Origin of the sequence: Streptomyces sp. NPDC048644, from assembly GCF_043199105.1 — a bacterium.
GTDB lineage: Bacteria > Actinomycetota > Actinomycetes > Streptomycetales > Streptomycetaceae > Streptomyces.
On the sequence record NZ_JBICVO010000008.1, the window covers coordinates 161,801 to 185,934 of the forward strand.

General features: G+C 70.9%; 19 protein-coding genes, 1 tRNA gene and 1 pseudogene. 12 read left to right on the top strand and 9 right to left on the bottom strand.

Translation table 11 applies throughout. The features are described 5' to 3' along the window. Positions 1-44: 44 nt before the first annotated feature. Positions 45-1,907, top strand: a complete 1,863-nt coding sequence (locus ACGFNI_RS19870; RefSeq protein ID WP_393685433.1) for an SUKH-4 family immunity protein — start codon at positions 45-47, stop codon at positions 1,905-1,907. Between the two features lie 62 nt (positions 1,908-1,969). Here ACGFNI_RS19870 and speB read toward each other — a convergent pair whose 3' ends face one another. After that, on the bottom strand, positions 1,970-2,950 hold the full coding sequence (gene speB, locus ACGFNI_RS19875; protein ID WP_393685434.1) for an agmatinase: 981 nt from the start codon (positions 2,948-2,950) through the stop codon (positions 1,970-1,972). 182 nt (positions 2,951-3,132) lie between these two features. Between speB and ACGFNI_RS19880 the strand changes: the two genes are divergently transcribed. Beyond that, complete coding sequence (locus ACGFNI_RS19880; protein WP_393685436.1) at positions 3,133-3,927, top strand: phosphatase; 795 nt, start codon at positions 3,133-3,135, stop codon at positions 3,925-3,927. Between the two features lie 59 nt (positions 3,928-3,986). On the opposite strand, the pseudogene ACGFNI_RS19885 reads toward ACGFNI_RS19880, so the two are convergent. The 4 genes and pseudogenes from ACGFNI_RS19885 to ACGFNI_RS19900 all read right to left on the bottom strand — a co-directional run. After that, positions 3,987-4,355: pseudogene (locus ACGFNI_RS19885) on the bottom strand (cation diffusion facilitator family transporter); the annotation flags it as partial. Positions 4,356-4,496: 141 nt separating this feature from the next. Beyond that, positions 4,497-5,408, bottom strand: coding sequence for an acyl-CoA thioesterase (locus tag ACGFNI_RS19890; RefSeq protein ID WP_393685438.1), 912 nt, complete (start codon positions 5,406-5,408; stop codon positions 4,497-4,499). Between the two features lie 34 nt (positions 5,409-5,442). Next, the gene (locus tag ACGFNI_RS19895; protein ID WP_393685439.1) at positions 5,443-6,600 is read right to left on the bottom strand and encodes an acyl-CoA dehydrogenase family protein; all 1,158 of its coding nucleotides are present in this window, start codon (positions 6,598-6,600) and stop codon (positions 5,443-5,445) included. Between the two features lie 104 nt (positions 6,601-6,704). Then, positions 6,705-7,319, bottom strand: a complete 615-nt coding sequence (locus ACGFNI_RS19900; protein ID WP_393685441.1) for a TetR/AcrR family transcriptional regulator — start codon at positions 7,317-7,319, stop codon at positions 6,705-6,707. A 127-nt stretch (positions 7,320-7,446) separates the two neighbouring features. On the opposite strand from ACGFNI_RS19900, the gene ACGFNI_RS19905 reads away from it, so the two are divergent. The 4 genes from ACGFNI_RS19905 to ACGFNI_RS19920 are packed head-to-tail and all read left to right on the top strand — an operon-like array spanning position 7,447 to position 13,260. Then, on the top strand, positions 7,447-9,078 hold the full coding sequence (locus tag ACGFNI_RS19905; protein ID WP_393685443.1) for a carboxyl transferase domain-containing protein: 1,632 nt from the start codon (positions 7,447-7,449) through the stop codon (positions 9,076-9,078). 53 nt (positions 9,079-9,131) lie between these two features. Beyond that, positions 9,132-11,156 carry a biotin carboxylase N-terminal domain-containing protein gene (locus ACGFNI_RS19910; protein WP_393685444.1) on the top strand — a complete coding sequence of 675 codons (2,025 nt, stop codon included), beginning with the start codon at positions 9,132-9,134 and terminating at the stop codon, positions 11,154-11,156. Beyond that, positions 11,153-12,094, top strand: coding sequence for a hydroxymethylglutaryl-CoA lyase (locus ACGFNI_RS19915; protein WP_393685446.1), 942 nt, complete (start codon positions 11,153-11,155; stop codon positions 12,092-12,094). Before ACGFNI_RS19910 ends, ACGFNI_RS19915 begins: the two co-directional genes overlap by 4 nt. Positions 12,095-12,099: 5 nt before the next feature. Then, entirely contained in the window at positions 12,100-13,260 is a 1,161-nt protein-coding gene (locus ACGFNI_RS19920) for an acyl-CoA dehydrogenase family protein (protein WP_393685448.1), read from the top strand. A gap of 67 nt (positions 13,261-13,327) precedes the next feature. Here ACGFNI_RS19920 and ACGFNI_RS19925 read toward each other — a convergent pair whose 3' ends face one another. Further along, the gene (locus ACGFNI_RS19925; RefSeq protein WP_393685449.1) at positions 13,328-14,164 is read right to left on the bottom strand and encodes an alpha/beta fold hydrolase; all 837 of its coding nucleotides are present in this window, start codon (positions 14,162-14,164) and stop codon (positions 13,328-13,330) included. Positions 14,165-14,409: 245 nt separating this feature from the next. Then, positions 14,410-16,005, bottom strand: a complete 1,596-nt coding sequence (locus tag ACGFNI_RS19930; protein WP_393685451.1) for a beta-N-acetylhexosaminidase — start codon at positions 16,003-16,005, stop codon at positions 14,410-14,412. Between the two features lie 191 nt (positions 16,006-16,196). On the opposite strand from ACGFNI_RS19930, the gene ACGFNI_RS19935 reads away from it, so the two are divergent. Next, complete coding sequence (locus tag ACGFNI_RS19935) at positions 16,197-16,496, top strand: hypothetical protein (RefSeq protein ID WP_393685453.1); 300 nt, start codon at positions 16,197-16,199, stop codon at positions 16,494-16,496. Positions 16,497-16,701: 205 nt separating this feature from the next. After that, a complete protein-coding gene (glmS, locus tag ACGFNI_RS19940; protein ID WP_393685455.1) occupies positions 16,702-18,531 on the top strand; it encodes a glutamine--fructose-6-phosphate transaminase (isomerizing) in 1,830 nt (609 codons plus the stop codon). 425 nt (positions 18,532-18,956) lie between these two features. Here the strand turns inward: glmS and ACGFNI_RS19945 are convergent, their stop codons facing one another. Further along, on the bottom strand, positions 18,957-19,478 hold the full coding sequence (locus tag ACGFNI_RS19945; protein WP_393685457.1) for a universal stress protein: 522 nt from the start codon (positions 19,476-19,478) through the stop codon (positions 18,957-18,959). 911 nt (positions 19,479-20,389) lie between these two features. Here ACGFNI_RS19945 and ACGFNI_RS19950 point away from each other — a divergent pair. The 4 genes from ACGFNI_RS19950 (at position 20,390) to ACGFNI_RS19965 (ending at position 23,843) form a co-directional block, all read left to right on the top strand. Beyond that, entirely contained in the window at positions 20,390-21,661 is a 1,272-nt protein-coding gene (locus ACGFNI_RS19950) for a helix-turn-helix domain-containing protein (protein ID WP_393685459.1), read from the top strand. A 5-nt stretch (positions 21,662-21,666) separates the two neighbouring features. Continuing rightward, positions 21,667-22,284 (top strand): oligoribonuclease, encoded by a 618-nt coding sequence (gene orn, locus ACGFNI_RS19955; protein WP_393685461.1) that lies wholly within the window; start codon positions 21,667-21,669, stop codon positions 22,282-22,284. A 109-nt stretch (positions 22,285-22,393) separates the two neighbouring features. Further along, positions 22,394-22,469: transfer RNA gene (locus tag ACGFNI_RS19960), tRNA-His, on the top strand. A gap of 108 nt (positions 22,470-22,577) precedes the next feature. After that, the gene (locus ACGFNI_RS19965; RefSeq protein ID WP_393685463.1) at positions 22,578-23,843 is read left to right on the top strand and encodes a tyrosine-type recombinase/integrase; all 1,266 of its coding nucleotides are present in this window, start codon (positions 22,578-22,580) and stop codon (positions 23,841-23,843) included. On the opposite strand, the gene ACGFNI_RS19970 is transcribed toward ACGFNI_RS19965, so the two are convergent. Then, positions 23,840-24,073 carry a hypothetical protein gene (locus ACGFNI_RS19970; protein WP_393685465.1) on the bottom strand — a complete coding sequence of 78 codons (234 nt, stop codon included), beginning with the start codon at positions 24,071-24,073 and terminating at the stop codon, positions 23,840-23,842. The two genes, ACGFNI_RS19965 and ACGFNI_RS19970, sit on opposite strands and share 4 nt — an antisense overlap. Positions 24,074-24,134: the final 61 nt, after the last annotated feature.

Consider the following 24,134-nt stretch of genomic DNA (forward strand, 5'->3'; position numbering starts at 1 on the left):
TCAGCCGTTCCGGAGGCGAGGCACAGTACGTCCGGGACAATATCTTGAGCGCGCTGGGGTCCGATTCCGACGTCGATGACGTCCACATCATCGCCGAAACGGACACCTCGATCGCCCGCCTCTACAAGGGCGCCCCCGTGGTGCGGCTGGAGCCGTCGGCCAACCAGGAAACCCACCACCCCACGCTCGACCGCCTTCACTCACCTCACCGCGCGGCGCTGGAATGCCTGGCACTGGCCGAGACCAAGAAGGTCACGCTCACCGAATGGAGCGCCCTGTGCGACCTGTGGGGGCATCCCACGGACACCCGCACACTTCGGCACATCACCGCCGAGCAGCAGCAGTTGCTGGCCCTCCTCCCGGATAATGGCGATTCCGGAGGCGGCGAGCAGGCCGAGAGCGCCGGAAACGACGAGCACACGTACGTGGCATTCGTCGCGGAATCCACCGCCCAGGCACTGCGCCAGGGAATTCCCGACGAAGCGTCCCAGACCTTCCACACGGAAATCGTCCGGCGGTTCTTCTCCCACCGGACGGACGGAGACACGGGGCATCTGACGTCCTACTGGCAGCGCGCACTGGCCCCGCACGCGGCAGCCGCCGGGCAGCTCGCACGCGTACTGGATGACGCCGCGGCTCTTGGCCAGTGCGAGCGGAATTCCCTCCTCGAAGCGCTGCCCACCGGATTCCCCGACGGGGTTCCGCCGGACAGTCGCGCGGCTTCCCTTCACTACCTGGACGAGCGGGGTATCGCGCCGTCCTCCCACGCGGAGTGGGTCGCGTGGCTGCATCACACCGCGGTCACCTGGGGAGACACCGCCGCGGCTGACACGCTCGCCTCGGCTTTCGCGCCGCTCCCCTGGCGCACGGTGTGGTCCCACTGGAATCCGCCCGGCCGCTTCGATCCGCCCGAGTTCTGGACCGGGCCGATCGAAGCCCTGCGCCCCGCCGAGCGCGCCGGATACGTCATCAGCACCGGCGAGGACGGCGTGGAGCGGACCTGGGAAGCGGCCACCGGCCGCCCCGTCGGCCCGCCGGAATCCGCCGACGCTCCGCAGACCGGGACACCGGACACCCCAGCCGTCTGGGAAGTGGAACACGACCAGAGGTTCTGGCACAGCCTCCACCTGCGACGGGCGGGCGGGAACGGCGAGACCGGAGTGCTACGCCTGCCCAACGTGGAAGCATCACTCGCAGTCGGCGAGTTGGTGGTGCTCGGCGGGGCCCGCGGCCTCTACGCGATCGAGATCGCGCCGGATCTGCTGCCCCAGGAAGACCTGCCCTACGCACTCCTCGCCCACCGGCCGCACGGCCATGTCATCCCGCGCGCGTTCGACGAGGAACAGTGCCGTCCCACAGCGGAGCGGTGGGCGGCGCTTTTCGGCACGGCTGCGGTGCGCCGGATCGCCGAAGCCGACCTGCCGAGCGGCCTGACGCATCCCGAGAGCCGGGCCTTCCTCTCGACGGTCGGGTTCCCCGCGGTGGAGGACTTCTACTCCCTCTACACGGTGAACGTCGCGCAGGACGGGCTCGCCCTCGTCACCGAGCCCGTACCGCGATCCCCGAAAAGCCCCGTCCCGGAAGGCCCGCTCTACCGGCTCGGCATCTGGATCGGCGGCATCCTGTGCCTGGACGGCAGCACCGGCCGGTTGTTCCGGCTGACCACTCCGGAGGCCATCGACGCCAACGAACCCAGCGTGACCCCGGTCGGCACCGACCTGGCCGCGTTCACCTCGATGCTGATGCTGCACTGGGGCCACATGCTCGCCTACACCCAGTCCGGCGGCATCGACGCCGGGGACAACCTGGCCGAACTCGACAAGTGGCTACGGGAGGTCGACCCGGAGGCCGCGGCGGCACGCGCCTGGCAGCACGTCCTGGACTCGGACAACTTCTACACCCTTTGACGGCACGGGCCGGGGCGGCGGACGAAGCGTCCGCCGCCCCGGCGACCGCATACCGCAACCGCTTACCCCCGCGCCCCCGCGATCTGCCGAGCCATGATCGTCGTCAGTTCGTACGCCGTGTGCGAGGCGGCCACCGACGTCATCTCCGCGTGGTCGTAGGCGGGGGCGACCTCGACCAGGTCGGCGGAGACCAGGTGGCAGGAGGACAGGCCCCGCAGGATTTCCAGGAGTTCGCGGCTGGTGAGGCCGCCTGCCTCGGGGGTGCCGGTGCCGGGGGCGTGGGCCGGGTCCAGGACGTCGATGTCGACGGAGATGTAGAGGGGGCGGTCGCCGATGCGCTGGCGGAGCTGGTCGGCGACCTCGTCGACGCCGCGGCGCATGACGTCGGCCGACGTGACGATGCCGAAGCCCAGCTTCTCGTCGTCGTCGAGGTCCTTCTTGCCGTAGAGCGGGCCGCGGGTGCCGACGTGGGAGAGCGCGGAGGTGTCGAGGATGCCTTCCTCGACGGCGCGGCGGAAGGGGGTGCCGTGGGTGTACTCGGCGCCGAAGTACGTGTCCCAGGTGTCCAGATGGGCGTCGAAGTGGAGCAGGGCGACCGGGCCGTGCTTCTTGGCGACGGAGCGGAGGAGGGGGAGGGCGATGGTGTGGTCGCCGCCGAGGGTCATCATGCGGGCGCCGGTGGCGAGCAGGTCGTCGGCCGCCGCCTCGATCGTCTCGACGGCCTCGTTGATGTGGAACGGGTTGGCGGCGACGTCGCCGGCGTCCGCGACCTGGGCGAGGGCGAAGGGGGACGCGTCCTGGGCCGGGTTGTAGGGGCGCAGCAGGCGCGATGCCTCGCGGATGGCGTTGCCGCCGAAGCGGGCGCCGGGGCGGTAGGAGACGCCGGTGTCGAAGGGGACGCCGACCACCGCGACGTCGGCCCGGCCGCCGACCTCGTCGAGGCGGGGCAGCCGGGCGAAGGTCGCGGGCCCGGCGTAGCGCGGGATGCGGGAGGAGTCGACGGGGCCCACGGGCTCGGGGAATGCGCTGGATGCGGTGGTCATGAGGCTGAGGGTAGGGACGGCCCGGGGCGGGGGACATCGACGTTTGTGTGAGGCCGGGATGCGGCGTTCGACGAAACGGCCAGGGCAGCGGCGGTCACCCCCGGTGACCTGGGGCGCGGCGGTGTGCGTCCGCTCTGCGGTGTTCCGGCGCCCCGGCCTGGCCGTACGGGCACAATGGCGCTATGCCCATAGCCTCCGCAGACACGCCCACGCGCGCCGAACTCGTCGACCATCTCGTGCGGACCCGGATCGCCGGTGACGTGGCCACCCCCCGGGAGAACAACCTCTCCCACTACCGCAGACTCGCCAACGGCGACCGCCACTACTGGTTCGGCCTGGAGCTGGGCGACCGGTGGACGGACGAGCAGGACGTGCTGGCCGTGATGGCCGAGCGCTGCGGCGTCATCGACGATCCGCACCACCGCACCGGCCAGGACACCATCGACCCCGAGCTGACGGTGGACGCGCTGGACCGTGCGGCGGCGGTGCTGCACAAGGCGGCGGCCGACCGGCAGCGGGTGCTCTTCGCGACCGGCCACCCGGGCGGACTGCTGGACGTGCACCGCGCCACGGCCGAGGCGCTGCGGGCGCAGGGCTGCGAGATCGTCGTGATTCCGGACGGGCTGCAGGCGGACGACGGGATGGTGTTCCAGTTCGGCGACGTGGCGATGCTGGAGCGCGGGGCGACGCTGTGGCACACCCACTCGCCCGAGCCGATGACGGCGGTACTCGACGGTCTTGAGCGGGACGGCAGGCCGCTGCCCGATCTGGTGATGGCCGACCACGGCTGGGCCGGCTGTGCGGGCCAGCGCGGTATCGAGGCGGTGGGTTTCGCCGACTGCAACGACCCGGCGCTGTTCCTCGCCGAGTCCGAGGGCACGGTGCGAGTGACGATCCCGCTGGACGATCACGTGCTGAGCCCGCGCCACTACGACCCGCTGACCGCGTACCTGCTGACGGCGGCCGGCCTGCGCTGACGGCGGCCGGGCGGCGATCGTGGCCTGTCCCCCGGGCCCGCGTCCGCCCGTCCCTGCCGCTACCGTCCGCGCTGCCCGGCCCCCGGCGTCGGGTCGAGGAACACCCGGCGGATCGCGGGGAAGCGGGCGCGCAGCCGCGCTTCGGCGTCCTCGCAGGCCCGCTCGATCTGTGCGGCGGTGGAGACGTCCCGGAAGTCGATCTTCGCGGCGACCAGCACCTCGCGCGGCCCCTGGACGAGGGTGACCAGCTCCAGCACGTCCACGATCTCCGGCACCGCGCGCAGCTCCGCGCGCACCGTTTCCCGCATCGGCCGGGGCAGCGGTCGCCCGATCAGGAGCTGGGCGTTGCTGCGCCCCAGCACCCAGGCGACGTACACCAGCAGCAGGCCGATGCAGACGGACGCGATGCCGTCCCGGACACCGCTGCGTGGTCCATGGTTCAGCAGTATTCCCCGCGGGTGCCGGATCACCGGGCGGGAGCGGGACGGGCGCGCCCCGGGACGCCTCGGGGTGCTCCGGGACGCCCGCAGCGTCCCAGGGCACCTCGCCCGACGCCCCGAGGCGCCTTCTCAGTCCCGCGGTACCCGGATCACGCCCTCCTGGATCACCGTGACGGCCAGCTGTCCGTCGGCGGTGAAGATCCGGCCCTTGCCGAGGCCACGGCCGCACTGGGCGGTCGGTGATTCCTGGTCGTAGAGCAGCCAGTCGTCGGCGCGCAGCGGCCGGTGGAACCACATCGCATGGTCGAGGCTGGCGCCGACCACGTCGCCCACCGCCCAGCCGCCGCGCCCGTGCGCGAGCAGCACCGAGTCCAGCAGGGTCATGTCGGAGACGTAGGTGACCAGGCAGATGTCGAGCAGGGGGCGGGCAGGACCGGCGCCGCCGTCCGCGTCCTGCGCCGCCCCGTCCAGCGACCCGTTCGTGCGAAACCACACCTGGGAGCGGGGTTCGCGGATCTCGCCGACGGTGCCGTACGGGGGCGCGTCGACGTAGCGCAGGTCGACGGCGGCACGGGAGTCAAGCAGCCGCTTGGTGACGCCGGGGTCGACGAAGCGGTCGGCGTAGCGGGGCAGCATCTCGGCGGCGGTGGGCAGGGTCAGCGGGTCGGGGGCCTTCGGCATCAACTCCTGGTGTTCCAGGCCCTCTTCGGGAATCTGGAAGGAGGCGGAGAGATGGAAGATCGGCTGCCCGTGCTGGACGGCGACGACCCTGCGGGTGGTGAAGGAGCGGCCGTCACGGATCCGGTCGACGGTGTAGACGATCGGCGCTCCGGGGTCACCGGGCCGCAGGAAGTAGGCGTGCAGGGAGTGCGGCGGCCTTTCGGCGGGGACCGTCCGGCCCGCCGCGACCAGCGCCTGCGCGGCGACCTGGCCGCCGAAGACCCGGGGGACGACGGAGGCCCGGCTCTGGCCTCGGAAGATGTCCTGCTCGATCGGCTCCAGGTCGAGCAGATCGAGCAGGGACCGCAGGGCGTCGTTCACGTGCGCGGCGCTTCCGTTCCGGGGGTGCGGAGGCTCACAGCCCCATCGACTTGGCGACGATGGAGCGCATGACCTCGCTGGTGCCGCCGTAGATGCGGGTGACGCGGGTGTCGGCGTAGAGGCGGGAGATCGGGTACTCCTGCATGTAGCCGTAACCGCCGTGCAGCTGGAGGCACTTGTCGATGACGACGGCGGCGCGCTCGGTGGTGAAGAGCTTGGCGGACGCGGCGTCGGCGGCGGTCAGTTCCCCGGCGTCGTGGGCGTCGAGGGCGCGGTCGACGACGGCCTGCATGGCGTCGACCTCGGTCTTGCAGTCGGCGAGCACGAACTTGGTGTTCTGGAAGGAGGCGACGGACTTGCCGAAGACCTCGCGCTGCTGGACGTACTCCTTGGCGAACCGTACGGCCGCGTCGGCCTGGGCGTAGGCGCTGACGGCTATGCCGAGCCGCTCCTGGGGGAGGTTCTGGCCGAGGTAGGAGAACGCCTTGCCCTCGTCGCCGAGGCGGTCGGCGACCGGCACCTTGACGTCGGTGAAGGAGAGTTCGGCGGTGTCGGACGTCTTCAGGCCGAGCTTGTCGAGCTTGCGGCCGACGGCGTATCCGTCGGATGTGGTGTCGACGACGAGGAGGGTGATGCCGGCCCGGCGGTCCTCGGGGTTCAGCGGGGTGGTGCGGGCGCAGACGATGACGCGGTCGGCGAGTACGCCGCCGGTGATGAAGGTCTTGGCGCCGTTGAGGACGTAGTGCGTGCCGTCGTCGGAGAGCTTGGCGGTGGTCTTCATGCCGGCCAGGTCGGATCCGGTGCCCGGTTCGGTCATGGCGATGGCGGTCATCATCTCGCCGGCGATGAAGGGCGGCAGCCAGCGCTGCTTCTGCTCATCGGTGGCGTAGGCGAGGAGGTAGGGCAGGCAGAGCCCGGTGTGCACGCTGGAGCCGCCGAAGCTGACGCCGGCGCGGGCGCACTCCTCGGTGATGACGGCGTTGAACTTGAAGCTGGTCTCACCCGCGCCGCCGTACTCCTCGGGGACCTCGATGCCGAAGACACCCAGCTCGCCGAGCTTCCGGTAGAAGTCGCGCGGGGCCTGGCCCGCCGCGATCCACTCGTCGTAGACGGGGACGACCTCGGCCTCGATGAAGGCGCGGATGGTCGCGCGGAACGCCTCGTGGTCCTCGTTGAACACTGTGCGACGCACGGCCGCCTCCTCCGGATCGCTGGCTAAGCGCTTGCTCAGCGAAAGCTACCGGCCGGTCCTTACGCCTGTCCAGGGGTGACCCCGCGCCACCCCGGGGAAGCCGCTCAGCTTCCCGCCGCCGGCTCCCCCGCCATCGCGCCGAACGCGCCCAGCGCGAGCCGGTGCAGCAGCCGCGCCATGTCCGTGCGGTCCGGGAGTGAACCGGGGCGGCCGAGGTGCGGGGTGGAGTTGAGCAGGCCGAAGACGGCGTGCACGGCGGCGCGGGCCTCCGCTTCGGACGGCATGGGGTGGACCTGGCGCACGACCTCCACCCACAGCTCGACGTACTCGCGCTGGAGCCGCCGCACCCGCTTGCGGTCCGCCTCGCGCAGCCGGTCCAGCTCCCGGTCGTGGACGGTGATCAGCGGGCGGTCGTCCAGGGCGAAGTCGATGTGCCCGTCGATCAGCGCGTCCAGCACCGCTTCCGGCGTCTCGCCCCCTTCGGCGACCCGCATCCGGCCGCCGTCCAGCAGCCGCTCGCTGATCCCCACGAGGAGTTCGGCGAGCATCGCGTCCTTGCCTGTGAAGTGACGGTAGAGGCCGGGGCCCGAGATCCCCACGGCCGCCCCTATCTCGTCCACACCGACGCCGTGGAACCCGCGTTCGGCGAAGAGCCGGGCGGCCTCCTTGAGGATCTGCTCGCGGCGGGTGGTCGGGGCGGGGGCGTGCGCATTGCTCATGACGACAATTGTAGACAGCCGGGTTAGTGCTCGTTAACCTGAAGGGAGTGACGTTAACGCCCATTAACCGCGGGGGGCTTCCATGAGAAGCCGGGCCTGCGGAGACCGAGCAAGGGGGCTCGTACTGATGGAGCAGGCACCGGTGCTGGGGAGTGCCGCCGACCCGGCGTCCGACTCCTGGCGGGCCAACGAGGCCGCGCACCGCGAACTGGCCGCGCGGCTGCGTGAGAAGCTCGCGGCGGCCCGGCTGGGCGGCGGCGAGAAGGCCAGGGCCCGGCACACCGCGCGCGGCAAGCTGCTGCCCCGGGACCGGGTGGACGCGCTCCTGGATCCCGGATCCCCGTTCCTCGAACTGGCGCCGCTGGCCGCCGACGGCATGTACGGCGGGGCCGCACCGGCCGCCGGGGTGATCTCCGGCATCGGCCGGGTCGCCGGCCGCGAGACGGTGATCGTCGCGAACGACGCCACGGTCAAGGGCGGCACGTACTACCCGATGACGGTCAAGAAGCACCTGCGGGCCCAGGAGATCGCCCTGGAGAACCGTCTGCCGTGCCTGTACCTGGTGGACTCCGGCGGCGCCTTCCTGCCGATGCAGGACGAGGTCTTCCCCGACCGCGAGCACTTCGGGCGGATCTTCTACAACCAGGCGCGGATGTCCGGCGCCGGTATCCCGCAGATCGCCGCGGTACTCGGCTCCTGCACGGCGGGCGGCGCGTACGTCCCGGCGATGAGCGACGAGGCCGTCATCGTCCGCGACCAGGGCACGATCTTCCTGGGCGGGCCGCCGCTGGTGAAGGCCGCGACCGGCGAGGTCGTCACCGCCGAGGAGCTGGGCGGCGGCGAGGTGCACGCCAGGACGTCAGGCGTCACCGACCACCTCGCCGAGGACGACGCGCACGCCCTGCGGATCATGCGCACCATCGTCGGCACGCTCGGCGACCGCGCGCCGCTCCCCTGGTCCGTGCGCCCCGTCGAGGAACCGAAGGTCGACCCGGCCGGGCTCTACGGCGCGGTGCCCGCCGATTCCCGTACGCCCTACGACGTGCGGGAGGTCATCGCCAGGATCGTCGACGGCTCGCGGTTCGCGGAGTTCAAGGCGGAGTACGGCCAGACGCTGGTGACCGGCTTCGCGCACCTGCACGGCCACCCGGTCGGCATCGTCGCCAACAACGGCATCCTGTTCTCCGAATCCGCCCAGAAGGGCGCCCACTTCATCGAGCTGTGCGACCAGCGCGGCATCCCGCTGGTGTTCCTCCAGAACATCTCCGGCTTCATGGTCGGCCGGCAGTACGAGGCGGGCGGCATCGCCAAGCACGGCGCGAAGATGGTGACCGCGGTCGCCTGTACCCGCGTCCCCAAGCTGACCGTCGTCATCGGCGGCTCGTACGGCGCGGGCAACTACTCGATGTGCGGCCGTGCCTACTCCCCCCGCTTCCTGTGGATGTGGCCGAACGCCAAGATCTCGGTGATGGGCGGCGAGCAGGCCGCGTCCGTCCTGGCGACCGTCAAGCGCGACCAGTTGGAGGCGCGCGGCGAGGAGTGGAGCGCCGCGGACGAGGACGCCTTCAAGGCGCCGGTGCGCGAGCAGTACGACACCCAGGGCAACGCCTACTACGCCACCGCGCGCCTGTGGGACGACGGCGTCATCGACCCGCTGGAGACCCGGCGGGTGCTGGGCCTCGCGCTGACCGCCTGCGCCAACGCGCCGCTGCCGGCCAAGGACGCCACCGCGCCCGGCTACGGCGTCTTCCGGATGTGAGCGCGATGCCACAGGGGAGCGGGATGTCCGACACGAGAGGGACCGCCACAGCCATGCCCACCACCATGTTCGACACCGTCCTGGTCGCCAACCGCGGCGAGATCGCGGTCCGCGTCATCCGTACGCTGCGCGCCCTCGGCATCCGTTCGGTGGCGGTCTTCAGCGACGCGGACGCGGACGCGCGGCACGTACGGGAGGCCGACACCGCCGTACGCATCGGGCCCGCGCCGGCCGCCGACAGCTATCTGTCGGTGGAGCGGCTGCTGGCCGCGGCGGAGCGCAGCGGCGCGCAGGCGGTGCACCCCGGGTACGGCTTCCTCGCCGAGAACGCCGGCTTCGCCAAGGCGTGCGCGGACGCGGGGCTGGTGTTCATCGGCCCGTCCGCCGACGCGATCGACCTGATGGGCGACAAGATCCGGGCCAAGGAGACGGTGCGGGCGGCCGGGGTGCCGGTCGTGCCCGGCTCGTCGGGCAGCGGCCTGACAGATGCCGAACTGGCCGCCGCCGCCCGGGAGATCGGGGTGCCGGTGCTGCTCAAGCCGTCCGCGGGCGGCGGCGGCAAGGGCATGCGGCTGGTCCGTGACCAGGCACTGCTCGCCGATGAGATCGCCGCAGCCCGCCGCGAGGCCCGTGGCTCGTTCGGCGACGACACGCTGCTCGTCGAGCGCTGGATCGACCGGCCGCGGCACATCGAGATCCAGGTGCTCGCGGACGGCCACGGCACCGTCCTGCATCTGGGCGAGCGCGAGTGCTCGTTGCAGCGGCGCCACCAGAAGGTGATCGAGGAGGCGCCTTCGGTCCTCCTCGACGAGGCGACCCGCGCCGCGATGGGCGAGGCGGCCGTGCAGGCGGCGCGCTCCTGCGGCTACCGGGGCGCGGGCACCGTCGAGTTCATCGTCCCCGGCAAGGACCCGGCGTCGTACTTCTTCATGGAGATGAACACCCGTCTCCAGGTCGAGCACCCGGTCACCGAGCTGACCGCGACCGTCGCCGGGCACCGCGGCCTCGACCTCGTCGAGTGGCAGCTGCGGATCGGGGCGGGCGAGCGTCTCCCGTTCGCCCAGGAGGACATCACCTTCACCGGGCACGCCGTCGAGGCCCGGATCTGCGCCGAGGACCCGCACCGCGACTTCCTGCCCACCGGCGGCACGGTCCGCCTGCTGCACGAGGTGCAGGGCGGCGGCGTGCGCACCGACTCCGGCCTCTCCCAGGGCGCCGAGGTCGGCAGCCGCTACGACCCGATGCTGTCCAAGGTCATCGCGTACGGTCCTGACCGCGCGGCGGCGCTGCGCACCCTGCGGGCGGCGCTGGCCGCCACCGTCACCCTCGGCGTGACCACCAACGCCGGGTTCCTGCGGCGCCTGCTGGCCCACCCCGACGTGGTCTGTGGCGATCTCGACACCGGGCTCGTCGAGCGGGAGGCGGCGGATCTCGTCCCGTCCGGGGTGCCGGACGAGGTGTACGCGGCGGCTGCGGCGGTGCGCCAGGCCGGTCTGGAGCCTGCGGTGCCGGAGGGCGCCTGGCGCGACCCGTTCGGCGCGCCCGACGGCTTCCGTCTCGGCGGTGAGCCCGCGCCGGTGCGGCACTGGCTGCGGGTGCCAGGACAGGACCCGGTGGCCCGCGACGTGCGGCCAGGTGAGGGGTCGGCGCAGGTCGGGCCCGGCCTGGTGCGAGTGACCGTGGACGGCGTGCTGCACACCTTCCACCGCGCGGGCGACTGGCTGGGCCGGGACGGCGACGCCTGGCACGTCCAGGACCACGACCCGGTGGCGGCGACGCTGGCCGGCGCGGCGGGCGGGCACGGCGTGGACGCGCTGACCGCCCCGATGCCCGGCACGGTCACCGTCGTCAAGGTGTCCGTCGGCGACGAAGTGACCGCGGGGCAGGGCCTGTTGGTGGTGGAGGCGATGAAGATGGAGCACGTCATCGCCGCGCCGCACGCCGGGACCGTCAGCGCGCTTGACGTCCTGCCGGGCGCCACCGTCGCCATGGACCAGGTCCTGGCGGTCGTCGACCCGCACGAGGAGCCCGGCGGCCTCGCCCCCGCCCCCGACGGCGAGCAGGAGAACGCGTCATGACCGCACCAGGACTGCCCATGCAGATCCCCGCCGACGGACTGCCGGCGCGGGTACGGATCCACGAGGTCGGCGCCCGGGACGGCCTGCAGAACGAGAAGGCCGTCGTCCCCACCGAGGTCAAGGCGGAATTCATCCACCGCCTCGCCGACGCCGGGCTCCCGGTCGTCGAGGCGACCAGCTTCGTGCACCCCAAGTGGGTGCCCCAACTGGCCGACGCCGAGGCGCTGTTCCCGCTCCTCGGCGACCTCGACCCGCAGACGCTGCCGGTCCTGGTGCCCAACGACCGCGGCCTGGACCGCGCGCTGGCGCTGGGCGCCCGCAGGATCGCCGTCTTCGGCAGCGCCACCGAGTCGTTCGCCAAGGCCAACCTCAACCGCACGGTCGACGAGGCGCTGACGATGTTCGCGCCGGTCGTCCAGCGGTCGAAGGACGCCGGTGCGCAGGTACGCGGCTATCTGTCGATGTGCTTCGGCGACCCCTGGGAGGGCCCGGTACCGCTCCCCCAGGTGGTGCGGGTGTGCCGTGCGCTGCTCGACATGGGCTGCGACGAGCTGAGCCTGGGCGACACCATCGGCGTCGCCACCCCCGGCCACGTCCAGGCCCTGCTGTCCGCCCTGAACGACGCGGGGGTGCCCACCGCCCGTATCGGGGTGCACTTCCACGACACCTACGGGCAGGCGCTCGCCAACACCCTCGCCGCGCTCCGGCACGGCGTGACCACCGTCGACGCGTCGGCGGGCGGCCTGGGCGGCTGCCCGTACGCCAAGAGCGCCACCGGCAACCTCGCCACCGAAGACCTCGTGTGGATGCTGCACGGCCTCGGCATCGACACCGGTGTCGACCTCGGCCGCCTCACCGCCACCAGCGTGTGGATGGCCGAGGCCCTGGGCCGCCCCAGCCCGTCCCGCACCGTCCGCGCCCTCTCCCACAAGGAGTGACTTCCATGTCCCTGGACCACCGTCTCCCCTCCGAGCTGGAAGAACTCCGGCGTACGGTCGAGGCGTTCGCGCACGATGTCGTCGCTCCCAAGATCGGCGAGTTCTACGAGCAGCACGCCTTCCCCTACGAGATCGTCCACGAGATGGGCCGGATGGGCCTGTTCGGCCTGCCGTTCTCCGAGGAGTACGGCGGGATGGGCGGCGACTACCTGGCGCTCGGCATCGCCCTGGAGGAGCTGGCCAGGGTCGACTCCTCGGTGGCGATCACCCTGGAGGCCGGTGTCTCGCTCGGCGCCATGCCGCTCTACCACTTCGGCACGGATGAGCAGAAGCGCGAGTGGCTGCCCCGGATGTGCACGGGCGAGATCCTCGGCGCGTTCGGCCTCACCGAACCGGACGGCGGCTCGGACGCCGGCGGCACCCGCACCACCGCGGTACGGGACGGCGACGAGTGGGTGATCAACGGCAGCAAGTGCTTCATCACCAACTCAGGTACGGACATCACAGGTCTGGTCACGGTCACCGCGGTCACCGGCCGCAAGGAGGACGGCCGCCCGCTGATCTCGGCGATCATCGTGCCGTCCGGAACCCCCGGCTTCACGGTCGCCGCCCCGTACTCCAAGGTCGGCTGGAACGCCTCGGACACCCGCGAACTGTCCTTCTCCGACGTCCGCGTACCGGCCGCCAACCTGCTCGGCGATGAGGGCCGCGGCTACGCGCAGTTCCTGCGCATCCTCGACGAGGGCCGGATCGCCATCGCCGCGCTGGCCACCGGCCTCGCGCAGGGCTGCGTCGACGAGTCGGTGAAGTACGCGCGCGAGCGGCACGCCTTCGGCAGGCCGATCGGCGCCAACCAGGCGATCCAGTTCAAGCTCGCCGACATGGAGCTGCGGGCCCACACCTCCCGGCTCGCCTGGCGCGACGCCGCCTCCCGGCTGGTGCACGGCGAGCCGTTCAAGAAGGAGGCGGCTATCGCCAAGCTCTACTCGTCCGAGATCGCCGTCACCAACGCCCGTGAGGCCACCCAGATCCACGGCGGCTACGGCTTCATGAACGAGTACCCGGTGGCCCGGATGTGGCGCGACTCCAAGATCCTGGAGATCGGCGAGGGCACCAGCGAGGTCCAGCGGATGCTGATCGCGCGGGAGTTGGGTGTCACGGACTGAGCGTCGCCGCCCGGCCGCGTGACGGGTTCCGGGGCGGCGGGCGGGTGGCCCGCCGCCCCGGAGGGCGCTACGCGGCGCCGATGCAGCGCGGCCTGAAGTCCGGGTCGGCGGGCCCGGTGCGCCCCAGCGCGTTCAGCACCCACTGCGCCACGACCGGGTCCTTGGTGGCCTGGTCGTGCAGGAACGGATCGAGCGGGCAGCGGTCCTGGAGGACGACGTTGGTGACGGACCTGGCCTGGCCGCTCAGCAGCGCGCTGGTGTACGGCACCACGATCTCGTCGTGCCGGGTGGTCAGGACGGTGTAGTCGGGTCCTGCCGGTGTCTCGGTGCCCGCGTTCAGCTTCTTCAGCAGCTTCGATCCGGCCATCTGGTCGGTGCAGGCCGGGCAGAACAGCTTCCCGAGCGGTGCGGCGAGCGGGTTGGTGGTGCCGTGGTTGGAGGGCACGATGCCGATCAGGTCGTCCACGACCCGGTCGCCACCAAGGAACTTGACGTAGTAGCGCGGCATCATGCCGCCCTGGCTGTGGCCGACGAGGTCGACCTTCCGGGCGCCGGTGGCGCCGCGTACCGCCTCGACGAAGTCCTTGAGTTCGGCGGCTGCCCGCGGGACCGCGTCGGTCTCGGCGTGGCCGTAGTTGACGGCGAAGACGCAGTAGCCGGCGCGCTGGAGCCTGGGGGCGAGCGCGGACCAGTTCTCCGCCATCAGCTTGAACGTGCCGTTGACGAGGACGACCGGCTGCGGATGGGCCGCGTCCGGTGTGCAGGACCAGTCGTTGGCGCCCCGGGGCGGGATGTCCAGTACGGAGGCCGATGCCGGAGCGGGCGCGGCCAGGCCGAGCAGTCCGATGGCGAGGGTGGCCACGGCGGTCAGCAGTGACCGGGCGGCGGTGTGACGCAGGCGCATGAGTGTTCCCAGGGTTCCTGACGAGGCGTTCGGCAATGTCGACCAGTGGTCGGATCTTGTCCGTGGACCGTCAGAGGCGTCAAGGGATTACCCGCAGTCACGCCTGCGTCATCTGGGTCACATCCGTACGGCCGCCGGGTCGCGGTCCGCGTCCCGCGCGCCCGCCCCGCGAAACGGCCGGTGGCGGCGGGCAGCCCTCGCCACCCGCCGCCACCGTTGCGCCTCACCTCACCTACCGGGGCTCCCTACCGCGCGGGCCACGGCACCTCGGGCGACCGGTAGTAGCCGATGCCCAGGGCGTCCCAGCGCGGCCCCTGGGCGGCCAGCCTGACCTTGTACCGGCCCCAGTCGTGGCCGGCCGCCGGTGACCAGCCCAGCTCGGCGACGCCTGGCAGCCGCGGGAACGCCATGTACTCGATGTGCGCGGACGTCGACAGGGTCTCCGACCAGATCGGCGCCTCCACCCCCATGACCGAAGCCGCGGGCACTCCTGGCAGGTAGCTGCCCGGATCCCAGTCGTAGGAGCGCTGGACGCTGACGTAGCCGGCCCAGGCCAGGCCCAGCGGCGAGTTCTTGTCGTACTTCATGTCGAGGTAGGAGCGGTCGGCCGGGGAGAGGATCAGCCGGGTGCCGTTCTTGGCCGCGTCGACGACCTGCCGCCGCTCGTCCGCGCCGGTCGCGTCGTAGCCCCAGTACTGCGCGATGGCGCCCTTGGCCGGGTGCGCACCGGTCAGCTGGTGCCAGCCGATCGCGGTCTTGCCGTACTTGGCGACCACCGGCTGCACCTTGTCCATGAAGGTCACGTAGTCCTCATGGCTGGTGGAGTGCGCCTCGTCGCCGCCGATGTGCAGGTAGCGGCCCGGCGTCATCGCCGCCACCTCGCGGATGACGTCGTCGACGAAGTCGTACGTCTCCTTCTTCGGCACGCACAGCGAACTGAAGCCGACGTCGGTGCCGGTGTACAGCGGCGGCGCCTTGCCGTCGCAGTTCAGCTCGGCGTAGGAGGACAGCGCCGCGTTGGTGTGGCCCGGCATGTCGATCTCCGGGATGACGGTCAGGTAGCGGCTCGCGGCGTACCGGATGATCTCGCGGTAGTCGTCCTTGGTGTAGTAGCCGCCGGGCCCGCCGCCGACCTGGGTGCTGCCGCCGTGGGACGCCAGCTCGGGCCGGGAGGCGATGGCGATCCGCCAGCCCTGGTCGTCGGAGAGGTGCAGGTGCAGCGTGTTGATCTTGTAGAGGGCGAGCTGGTCGATGTAGCGCTTGAGCTTGTCGACGCCGAAGAAGTGCCGGGAGACGTCGACCATCGCGGCGCGGTAGCCGTAGCGCGGCGAGTCGGCGATGGTGCCGCCGGCGATCTGCCAGGGCCCCGGCTGCGCGGTGTTCCGCTCGACCGCGGCGGGCAGCAGCTGACGCAGCGTCTGGACGCCGTGGAAGAGGCCCGCGGGCCGCGCGGCGCTGATGGTGACCGAGCGTCCTGCCGAGCGCAGCCGGTAGCCCTCGGAGCCAAGACCCTTGGCGTCCCGGCCGCCGAGCCTGAGGACGATGCCGTCCTTGCCCTCCTTGGTGGTGACGGGCAGGGCGAAGCCGGTGGCCGGGCGGAGCAGCCCGGCGAGGTATTCGGCGACCCGCTTCACCTCGGCGGACGCGCCCGGCACCCGGATCAGGGTGCGGTCGCTGACGGTGTACGCACCTTTACCCGGGCGTACCGAGGCGGGTGCGGGCACCACTTGGTCCAGCGGGGTTGCGGCGTCCGCCGCGGCGGACCGGGGCGGCGCGGCGGCGGTTCCCATCCCCGCGGCTGCGACCAGCAGGAGGGAACAGAGGAGTCTGCGTCGTCTCATCGACGATCCCTTCGGCGAGCATCGTGCATGGCATGTCGTGCATGGCATGGAGCGACCGAACGGTCACCATGCGTACCGTGCACCCTGATCCAGGTCAAGGTGCAGACCAATTTCCGAACACCAGGACGCGTTCCTGCCCGATATCGGGCAGGATTCTTGCGAAACTCCCCGCTGCCCCGCAGTATCGACGCGTGCTCGATCGCCCCGACCTCCGCACGGACCCCCGTCCGGCGCCCCACGACGACCTGGTGGACCACCTGGTGCGCAGCACACCGCTCCAGCGCGGTGAGGCCACCCGGGTGGTGCTGGACGTCCTCGCCTACTTCGACGAGACGACCGAAGGGTTCGTCCGCAGGCGCCACCGCGAGCTGCAGTCCCAGGGTCTGCGCAACGACGCGATCTTTGAACGGATCCGGCTGGAGCTTCCGCACCGCGCCGTGAGCCCGCCGGATCTCTCGCCACGCCAGCTCCGCCGGCTGGTCTACGGCTGAGCGCGCACGCCGTCGCGGACCCCACCGGCCGCGCCGGAAGGCGGCCTGAGCAGGACCGGAAAACCTCAGCATCACCGTCAGCATCACCACCCACGTCATCACCCGCGCAGGCACCACGCATCGGCAACACCCCGCCCCGGAGGCCACCTCGCCGCCGCGGCGCCTGCGCCCCACCCGTCAGCACGTCCATCTCGGAGGCTCACCCATGTGCGGGATCGTCGGATACATCGGCAAGCGCGACGTCGCTCCGCTGCTCCTCGAAGGGCTGCAGCGCCTGGAGTACCGCGGCTACGACTCGGCGGGCATCGCCCTGCACGCCAAGGGGTCGGGCAAGACCGCGGGCGGTCTGAAGACAGCCAAGGCCAAGGGCCGGGTCCGCGAGCTGGAGGCCAGGCTGCCCAAGCGGTTCGCCGGCACCACCGGCATCGCCCACACCCGCTGGGCCACCCACGGCGCACCCACGGACGAGAACGCCCACCCGCACCTCGACACCGAGGGCAAGGTCGCCGTCGTCCACAACGGCATCATCGACAACGCCTCCGAGCTGCGCACCCGGCTGACCGCCGACGGCGTGGACTTCGCCTCCGAGACCGACACCGAGGTGCTGGCCCACCTCATCGGCCGCTCCACCGCCGACACCCTGGAGGAGAAGGTCCGCGAGGCACTGCGGCACGTCGAGGGCACCTACGGCATCGCCGTCCTGCACGCCGACTTCACCGACCGCATCGTCGTGGCCCGCAACGGCTCCCCGGTCGTGCTGGGCATCGGCGAGCACGAGATGTTCGTGTCGTCCGACGTCGCCGCGCTGGTCTCGCACACCCGCCAGGTCGTCACCCTCGACGACGGCGAGATGGCCACCCTCAAGGCCGACGACTACCGCACGTACACCACCGAGGGCTCCCGCACTTCGGCCGCGCCGACCACCGTGGAGTGGGAGGCCGAGTCGTACGACATGGGCGGCCACGACACCTACATGCACAAGGAGATCGCCGAGCAGGCCGAAGCGGTGGACCGGGTGCTGCGCGGCCGGATCGACGACCGCTTCTCCACCGTCCACCTCGGCGGCCTGAACCTGGACGCCCGGGAGGCGCGCGGCGTCCGCCGGGTCAAGATCCTCGGCTGCGGCTCGGCGTACCACACCGGCCTGATCGGGGCGCAGCTGATCGAGGAGCTGGCACGGATCCCGGCGGACGCCGAACCGGCATCGGAGTTCCGCTACCGCAACGCGGTGGTCGACCCCGACACCCTCTACATCGCGGTCTCCCAGTCCGGCGAGACCTACGACACCCTCGCCGCCGTGCAGGAGCTGAAGCGCAAGGGCGCCCGGGTGCTCGGCGTGGTCAACGTCGTCGGCAGCGCCATCGCGCGGGAGACCGACGGCGGGGTCTACGTGCACGCCGGGCCCGAGGTCTGCGTCGTCTCGACGAAGTGCTTCACCAACACCGCGGTGGCGTTCGCCCTGCTCGCGCTGCACCTGGGCCGGATCCGTGACCTGTCGGTCGCGGACGGCAAGCGGATCATCGCGGGTCTTCGCAAGCTGCCGCAGCAGATCGCCGACGTGCTGGCGGACGAGCCGGCCATCGAGAAGCTGGCGGTGGACTACGCGCAGGCCAGGAGCATGATGTTCGTCGGCCGTGTGCGCGGCTACCCGGTGGCCCTTGAGGCGTCGCTGAAGCTCAAGGAGGTCTCCTACATCCACGCGGAGGCGTACCCGGCGTCCGAGCTGAAGCACGGGCCGCTGGCGCTGATCGAGCCGGACGTGCCGTCGGTGGCGATCGTGCCGGACGACGACCTGCTGGAGAAGAACCGCGCGACGCTGGAGGAGATCAAGGCCCGCAGCGGGCGCATCCTGGCCGTCGCGCACCAGGAGCAGGAGAAGGCCGACCACACGATCGTGGTGCCGAAGAACGAGGTCGAGCTGGACCCGATCCTGATGGGCATCCCGCTCCAACTGTTCGCCCACCACACGGCGTTGGCGCTGGGCCGGGACATCGACAAGCCCCGCAACCTCGCCAAGTCCGTCACGGTGGAGTAGGGAGCGGCGGCCGGAGCCGGGACAGGAGGCGGCGGCCTCGCGCGTGCCACCCGCGCGCGAGACCGCCGCCTCCCCTGTTGCCGGCGTCGCCCATACGCCGGCGGATGCCACCACACCCGGCAACCGTCACCTCCGGGCCGGCAGCACGCCGTTACGGGTTCGGCGCCGCCCGGAGACCCTCCGGGAACGGCCCGCTCACCCGACCGGTATCTACCCGTCACAACGGCACAATCCACCTCCGTACGGCAGTTGATCTACCGACTCCCCGCAATCCCCATGACTCCCCCTCAACCATGGACAGGAAGGGAAGATCCGGGCACGTACCGGGTGACGGGGCGCCAGGAATCGAAGGGCTGACAGCGGCAGTCGGCCAAGGGGCCGTCAAGAGGCCGTCAGAGGGCCATCAGGGAAGCGTCAGGGTGCCGTCAGGGAATGACGATGACCGGACGCTGCGCACGCCGGGCCAGGCGCCCGGCGACCGAGCCGAAGATCCGGCCGACGATGCCGTGCGTGGAGCCGACCACGATCGCGTCGGCCTCGTACTCCCGGCCGACCTCCTCCAGCTCGTGGCAGATGTCCCCGCCGCGCTCGACGAGGATCCAGGGCACGTCGGACAGGTGATCGGCGCAGGCCAGCTCCAGGCCCAGCACTTCCGTACGGTGGTCGGGGACGTCCACGAAGACCGGGGGTTCGCAGCCCGCCCAGACGGTCGTCGGCAGCCTGTTGGCCACGTGGACGATGATGAGGCCGGAGCCGAGGCGCCTGGCCATTCCGATTGCATACGCCAATGCCCGTTCGCTCGACATCGATCCGTCGAAACCGACGACGACGCCGTGCTGGAACGCAGGGTCGCAGGAGTGGCGTGTCTCTTCCGCCGCTTCCAGGCCGGCCGTCGGATCGGCCACCTGCTTGCGGTGCGCGGGTTCAGGAAATTCGTGACCGGCCATTGGTGTCTCGGCGAGGACGTCCTCTTGCGGAGGGGCGAACGGGGAACGGCGATTGACTTGATCCGGCAGTTGACTGAGCTGACGCGAGCGAAGAGCCGGCGGCTTAGTTCAATGAGGAACGATGCGACCGGGAATCATCTTTCCAAGTCTTTACCCCAAGAGTACGGCGCCAGCCCCCCACTGCCCAGGGCGCGTGGCGGCAGCGGAGCGCTCGCAAGGGGCCGGCCGGCCCCTCGAACGTTCCCCGGAGCATGCCGGAGCGCGGCGCGGATGGCAATGCCCCGGCCTGCCCCCGTACGCCCCCCGGTCGATGACCGGCCACCACCCGGCGACCCGGGTATGGCCGCCCGCCGGAGAGGACCACCGCGCGTCCGGCCGGTCCCGGATGTCAACCGATCCGGTGACCTCGCACGACCACGGGACCTCCTTGCCACCCTCCGAACGGCACCCGGTCCGTAGGGGTCGCGGGGTGCCCGCCGCACACGCGGACATAAGCGGATGGAAAGGGGCAGGGGCGCACGGGGGCGGACGGCATTTCGACAGGCGTACGCGGCGCGAATCGTGCCCCGCCAACCCCCGCCCCGGCCGTTTTCAGCCAACTTCCGGCCCGGATCCTCACCTTGGTCCGACCACCCTTCAACCCCGGTGTGAGCAGGGAGGAAAGGACCGCTCGGCATGGTTGTGCCCTACTGCGGACGGGCAGAGCCGAGACGCGTACTTTCCCTGTAGGCCCGACGAGTGGAACCCTTCGTGATCGAATGCTTCGCGCCAAGTTGCCATATCGACATACCAGCGGGTGGTGAACTTGGCACGCCATCCTCACGGGACACAGTAGATTCGATCTTGGTAGTTACGGCGGGGGAACTGTGCAGTACCGAGAGGGCGAGACGACCGAGGGGGGCTTAAGTGCCATGAGCCAGGACTCCGCTGCCGTACCAGATCCCGCACGCAAGCTCGCTGCCCGACGACGCCGCGAAATAGTCGCGGTGCTCCTCTTCAGCGGCGGCCCCATTTTCGAGAGCTCCATACCGCTCTCGGTCTTCGGTATCGACCGACAGGACGCCGGGGTTCCTCGATACCGACTGCTTGTGTGCGCGGGCGAAGACGCGCCTTTGCGCACAACCGGGGGGCTTGAACTTTCCGCCCCCTATGGGCTGGAAGCCATCGCACGAGCCGGGACGGTCGTCGTACCGGCCTGGCGTTCCATCACCCAGGCCCCGCCGCCCGCCGCGCTCGACGCGCTGCGTCGCGCGCACGAAGAAGGGGCCAGGATCGTCGGGCTGTGCACGGGGGCATTCGTCCTCGCCGCGGCCGGACTGCTCGACGGCCGGCCGGCCACCACCCACTGGATGTACGCGCCGACGCTCGCCAAGCGTTATCCGTCCGTCCACGTCGATCCCCGTGAACTCTTCGTCGATGACGGCGATGTGCTCACCTCGGCGGGGACGGCGGCCGGTATCGACCTGTGTCTGCACATCGTGCGCACCGACCACGGCGCGGACGCGGCGAACGCACTGGCCCGCAGGCTGGTCGTACCGCCCCGGCGCACCGCGGCCGATCTGGGTCACCAGCGTTACCTGGACAGGTCATTACCTGAAGAGATCGGTGCCGACCCGCTCGCCGAGGTCGTCGCCTGGGCGCTGGAGCACCTCCACGAGCAGTTCGACGTGGAGACGCTGGCGGCCCGTGCCTATATGAGCCGTCGCACCTTCGACCGGCGGTTCCGTTCCCTCACCGGGAGCGCTCCTCTCCAGTGGCTGATCACGCAGCGGGTCCTCCAGGCCCAGCGGCTGCTGGAGACCTCCGACTATTCGGTCGACGAGGTCGCGGGGCGCTGCGGATTCCGTTCACCGGTCGCGCTGCGCGGCCACTTCCGGCGGCAGCTGGGTGCCTCGCCCGCGGCGTACCGCGCCGCGTACCGGGCACGCCGGCCGCAGAACGGTGCGCCCGATGGCGCGCTGCGTACGGAGCGGAGCGAGCGGGCGGCGCTGGGCGCGGGCGGCGACAGGTTCGCGGCGGTGGCCGGCCACGGTCACGGCGCGGCGGCGGCGCTGGCGACCGCGGAGGGCGGCGATCACGCACCACAGGCGGACGCCTATGCCGCCCGTCTTCCGGAGGCTCCGGTCGGACGGGGTGCGGGACGCCCCGTGCTGCCCAGCCAGCGCGAGCGCCCCGTAGGGTGAGCCGTATGAACGATCGCATGGTGTGGATCGACTGCGAGATGACCGGACTCTCGCTGGCGAATGACGCGCTCATCGAGGTGGCCGCGCTGGTCACCGACTCGGAGCTGAAGGTGCTCGGCGAGGGGGTGGATGTGGTGATCCGCCCTCCGGCCGAGGCGCTCACCACCATGCCGGAGGTGGTGCGGCAGATGCACACCGCCTCCGGGCTGCTGGAGGAACTGGACGGCGGCACGACGCTGGAGGACGCACAGGCGCAGGTGCTGGCCTACATCAAGCAGCACGTGCCCGAGCCGGGGAAGGCGCCGCTGTGCGGCAACTCCGTCAGCACCGACCGCGGCTTCCTGCTGCGCGACATGCCGACGCTGGAGAACTATCTGCACTACCGGATCGTCGATGTGTCGTCGGTGAAGGAACTGGCCAGGCGCTGGTTCCCGCGGGCGTACTTCAACAGTCCGGACAAGAGCGGCAACCACCGGGCGCTGGCCGACATCCGTGAATCCATCGCGGAGTTGCGCTACTACCGGGAGGCGGTCTTCGTGCCGCAGCCCGGCCCGGACTCGGACACGGCGAAGGCCATCGCGGCCAAGCATGTCCTGCCGCCCGAGGCGCCGTCCGCACCGTAGTGACGCAGCTCGCTCCCGGCCAGGCGAAAGCCGGGAGCGAGCACCCCTCCAGACCCTGTACACTTTTTCTCAGCCGGTGGGGAAAAAGAACCACACAGCACCGGTCATGGTGGGTATAGCTCAGCTGGTAGAGCACCTGGTTGTGGTCCAGGATGTCGCGGGTTCAAGTCCCGTTACTCACCCCAGTACGGCAAGGGCCCGACCTGCGAAAACAGGTCGGGCCTTTGTCGTTGCCGCAAACGCGGGAACACGGTGGGAGCACAGCACCCCGTATGCGCCCATAGATTCGGGGCATGGCGAGCATCGTGGAACGCCCCAAGAAGAGCGGGGACAGCACCTTTCAGGTGAAGTGGCGGGAGGGTGGCGGGCGCACCGCGCCCGGCCAGTCCGAGAAGTTCGGCGATCTTGAGAGCGCCGAGACCTTCAAGGAGCTCGTGGACGCCCACGGGCAGCACTGGCCGCCCGGCTGGGTCCGCGGTGCGGGGTTCGTAGAACCTGAAACGCACCCCAACGATGTGCCGTTCATCGACTGGGCGACACGCTACGTCGATCGACTCACCGGAATCGACGAACGGACGCACGAGGACTACCTCCGCGAGCTCCGGATCCATCTGTCGCTCATCCAGCACACCGAGCTGTCAGGACGGGTGCAGCCAGCGACGATTGGCAACCTGACTCAGGACGACGTGCAGGACTGGGTCCGCGCCGAGGAGCGAGGGGAACAGGACCCCGAGGATCCAGATACGTGGCTGCGGCGTCCAGCGGACCCCAAGAGCATCGCGAACCGGCACGGGCTCCTCTTCTGCATCGTGCAGGCCGCGGTGGAGTCTGACCCGCCCCTCCGAACGACGAACTGCTGCAAGAAGACCAAGCTTCCGCGCCTGGACGATCACATCGTGGAGGAGATGACGTTCCTCGAACGGGACGAGTATCAGCGCATCATGTCGGAGATAACCGACCCGGACGCCCAAGATCTCACTGGCTGGCTGTTCGGTACCGGGATGCGGTGGGGGGAAGCTACAGCCCTCCAGACCCAGGATTTCAACTTGAACGCCACTCCTCCCACGGTGTCAGTTCAGCGCGCGTGGAAGAAGGCGAAGAAGGGCGCGCCGTGCGGCCCGTTCTTCCTCGGGCCGCCCAAGACGAAGCGGGCGCGCCGGGTGCTGGCGTTGTCTTCCGCGCAGGCCCAGATGGTCCGGCGTCGGGTCGCCGGCCAACCGCCAGAGGCGTTCGTCTTTCGCACCGCGACGGGGAAGTCCTGGCGACACGCGAATTACTACAACCGCAAGTGGCTACCCGCGGTCCAGCGGGCAGTCGAGAAGGGGCTATCGAAACGCCCCCGGATCCATGACTTGCGGCACAGCCATGTCGCGCTGCTGATCGCGGCGAAGATCCCTCTGCCGGCGATCCAGATTCGCCTCGGGCATGAGTCGATCCAGACGACCGTTGATCGGTACGGTCATCTAGTGCGGTCCCTCGATGGGGAGATCGTCGCCGCGGTAGAGGTGGCGTTGGGCGCGCCAGCTCGGCCGGAGCTGCGGGTTGTGGTCGGCGCCTAGGACGGGTCTTCGCGGCGGGCCCAGTCGGGCTCGCCGCTGCGCCGCCACAATCCGTGCTGAGTCTGGTGCTCAATTACCAGGTTGAGTGCATCGGCTGCCTCTTTCGTGATGTGTCCGCGGCGTACGAGCCACAGCATCTCGCCTCGACGCTCCACGGGGAGCACGAGCATCCCATCTGGAAGATCATCGCTGATGACGATCCGTGACGTCGTCACTTCGCCTTGAGACATCCGCCCACCCCCAAATACAACACCGAACTCTCGTTCGTATGTGCAGGTTACAGTGTCGATT

Excerpts from the sequence above, each read along its gene's own strand:
- glmS (WP_393685455.1), top strand. The coding sequence starts at position 16,702 with ATGTGCGGGATCGTCGGATACATCGGCAAGCGCGACGTCGCTCCGCTG.
- ACGFNI_RS19910 (WP_393685444.1), top strand. The coding sequence starts at position 9,132 with ATGCCCACCACCATGTTCGACACCGTCCTGGTCGCCAACCGCGGCGAG.
- ACGFNI_RS19915 (WP_393685446.1), top strand. The coding sequence starts at position 11,153 with ATGACCGCACCAGGACTGCCCATGCAGATCCCCGCCGACGGACTGCCG.
- ACGFNI_RS19970 (WP_393685465.1), bottom strand. The coding sequence starts at position 24,073 with ATGTCTCAAGGCGAAGTGACGACGTCACGGATCGTCATCAGCGATGAT.
- ACGFNI_RS19920 (WP_393685448.1), top strand. The coding sequence starts at position 12,100 with ATGTCCCTGGACCACCGTCTCCCCTCCGAGCTGGAAGAACTCCGGCGT.
- ACGFNI_RS19965 (WP_393685463.1), top strand. The coding sequence starts at position 22,578 with ATGGCGAGCATCGTGGAACGCCCCAAGAAGAGCGGGGACAGCACCTTT.
- ACGFNI_RS19925 (WP_393685449.1), bottom strand. The coding sequence starts at position 14,164 with ATGCGCCTGCGTCACACCGCCGCCCGGTCACTGCTGACCGCCGTGGCC.
- ACGFNI_RS19945 (WP_393685457.1), bottom strand. The coding sequence starts at position 19,478 with ATGGCCGGTCACGAATTTCCTGAACCCGCGCACCGCAAGCAGGTGGCC.
- ACGFNI_RS19950 (WP_393685459.1), top strand. The coding sequence starts at position 20,390 with ATGAGCCAGGACTCCGCTGCCGTACCAGATCCCGCACGCAAGCTCGCT.
- ACGFNI_RS19930 (WP_393685451.1), bottom strand. The coding sequence starts at position 16,005 with ATGAGACGACGCAGACTCCTCTGTTCCCTCCTGCTGGTCGCAGCCGCG.
- ACGFNI_RS19900 (WP_393685441.1), bottom strand. The coding sequence starts at position 7,319 with ATGAGCAATGCGCACGCCCCCGCCCCGACCACCCGCCGCGAGCAGATC.
- ACGFNI_RS19880 (WP_393685436.1), top strand. The coding sequence starts at position 3,133 with ATGCCCATAGCCTCCGCAGACACGCCCACGCGCGCCGAACTCGTCGAC.
- ACGFNI_RS19905 (WP_393685443.1), top strand. The coding sequence starts at position 7,447 with ATGGAGCAGGCACCGGTGCTGGGGAGTGCCGCCGACCCGGCGTCCGAC.
- orn (WP_393685461.1), top strand. The coding sequence starts at position 21,667 with ATGAACGATCGCATGGTGTGGATCGACTGCGAGATGACCGGACTCTCG.
- speB (WP_393685434.1), bottom strand. The coding sequence starts at position 2,950 with ATGACCACCGCATCCAGCGCATTCCCCGAGCCCGTGGGCCCCGTCGAC.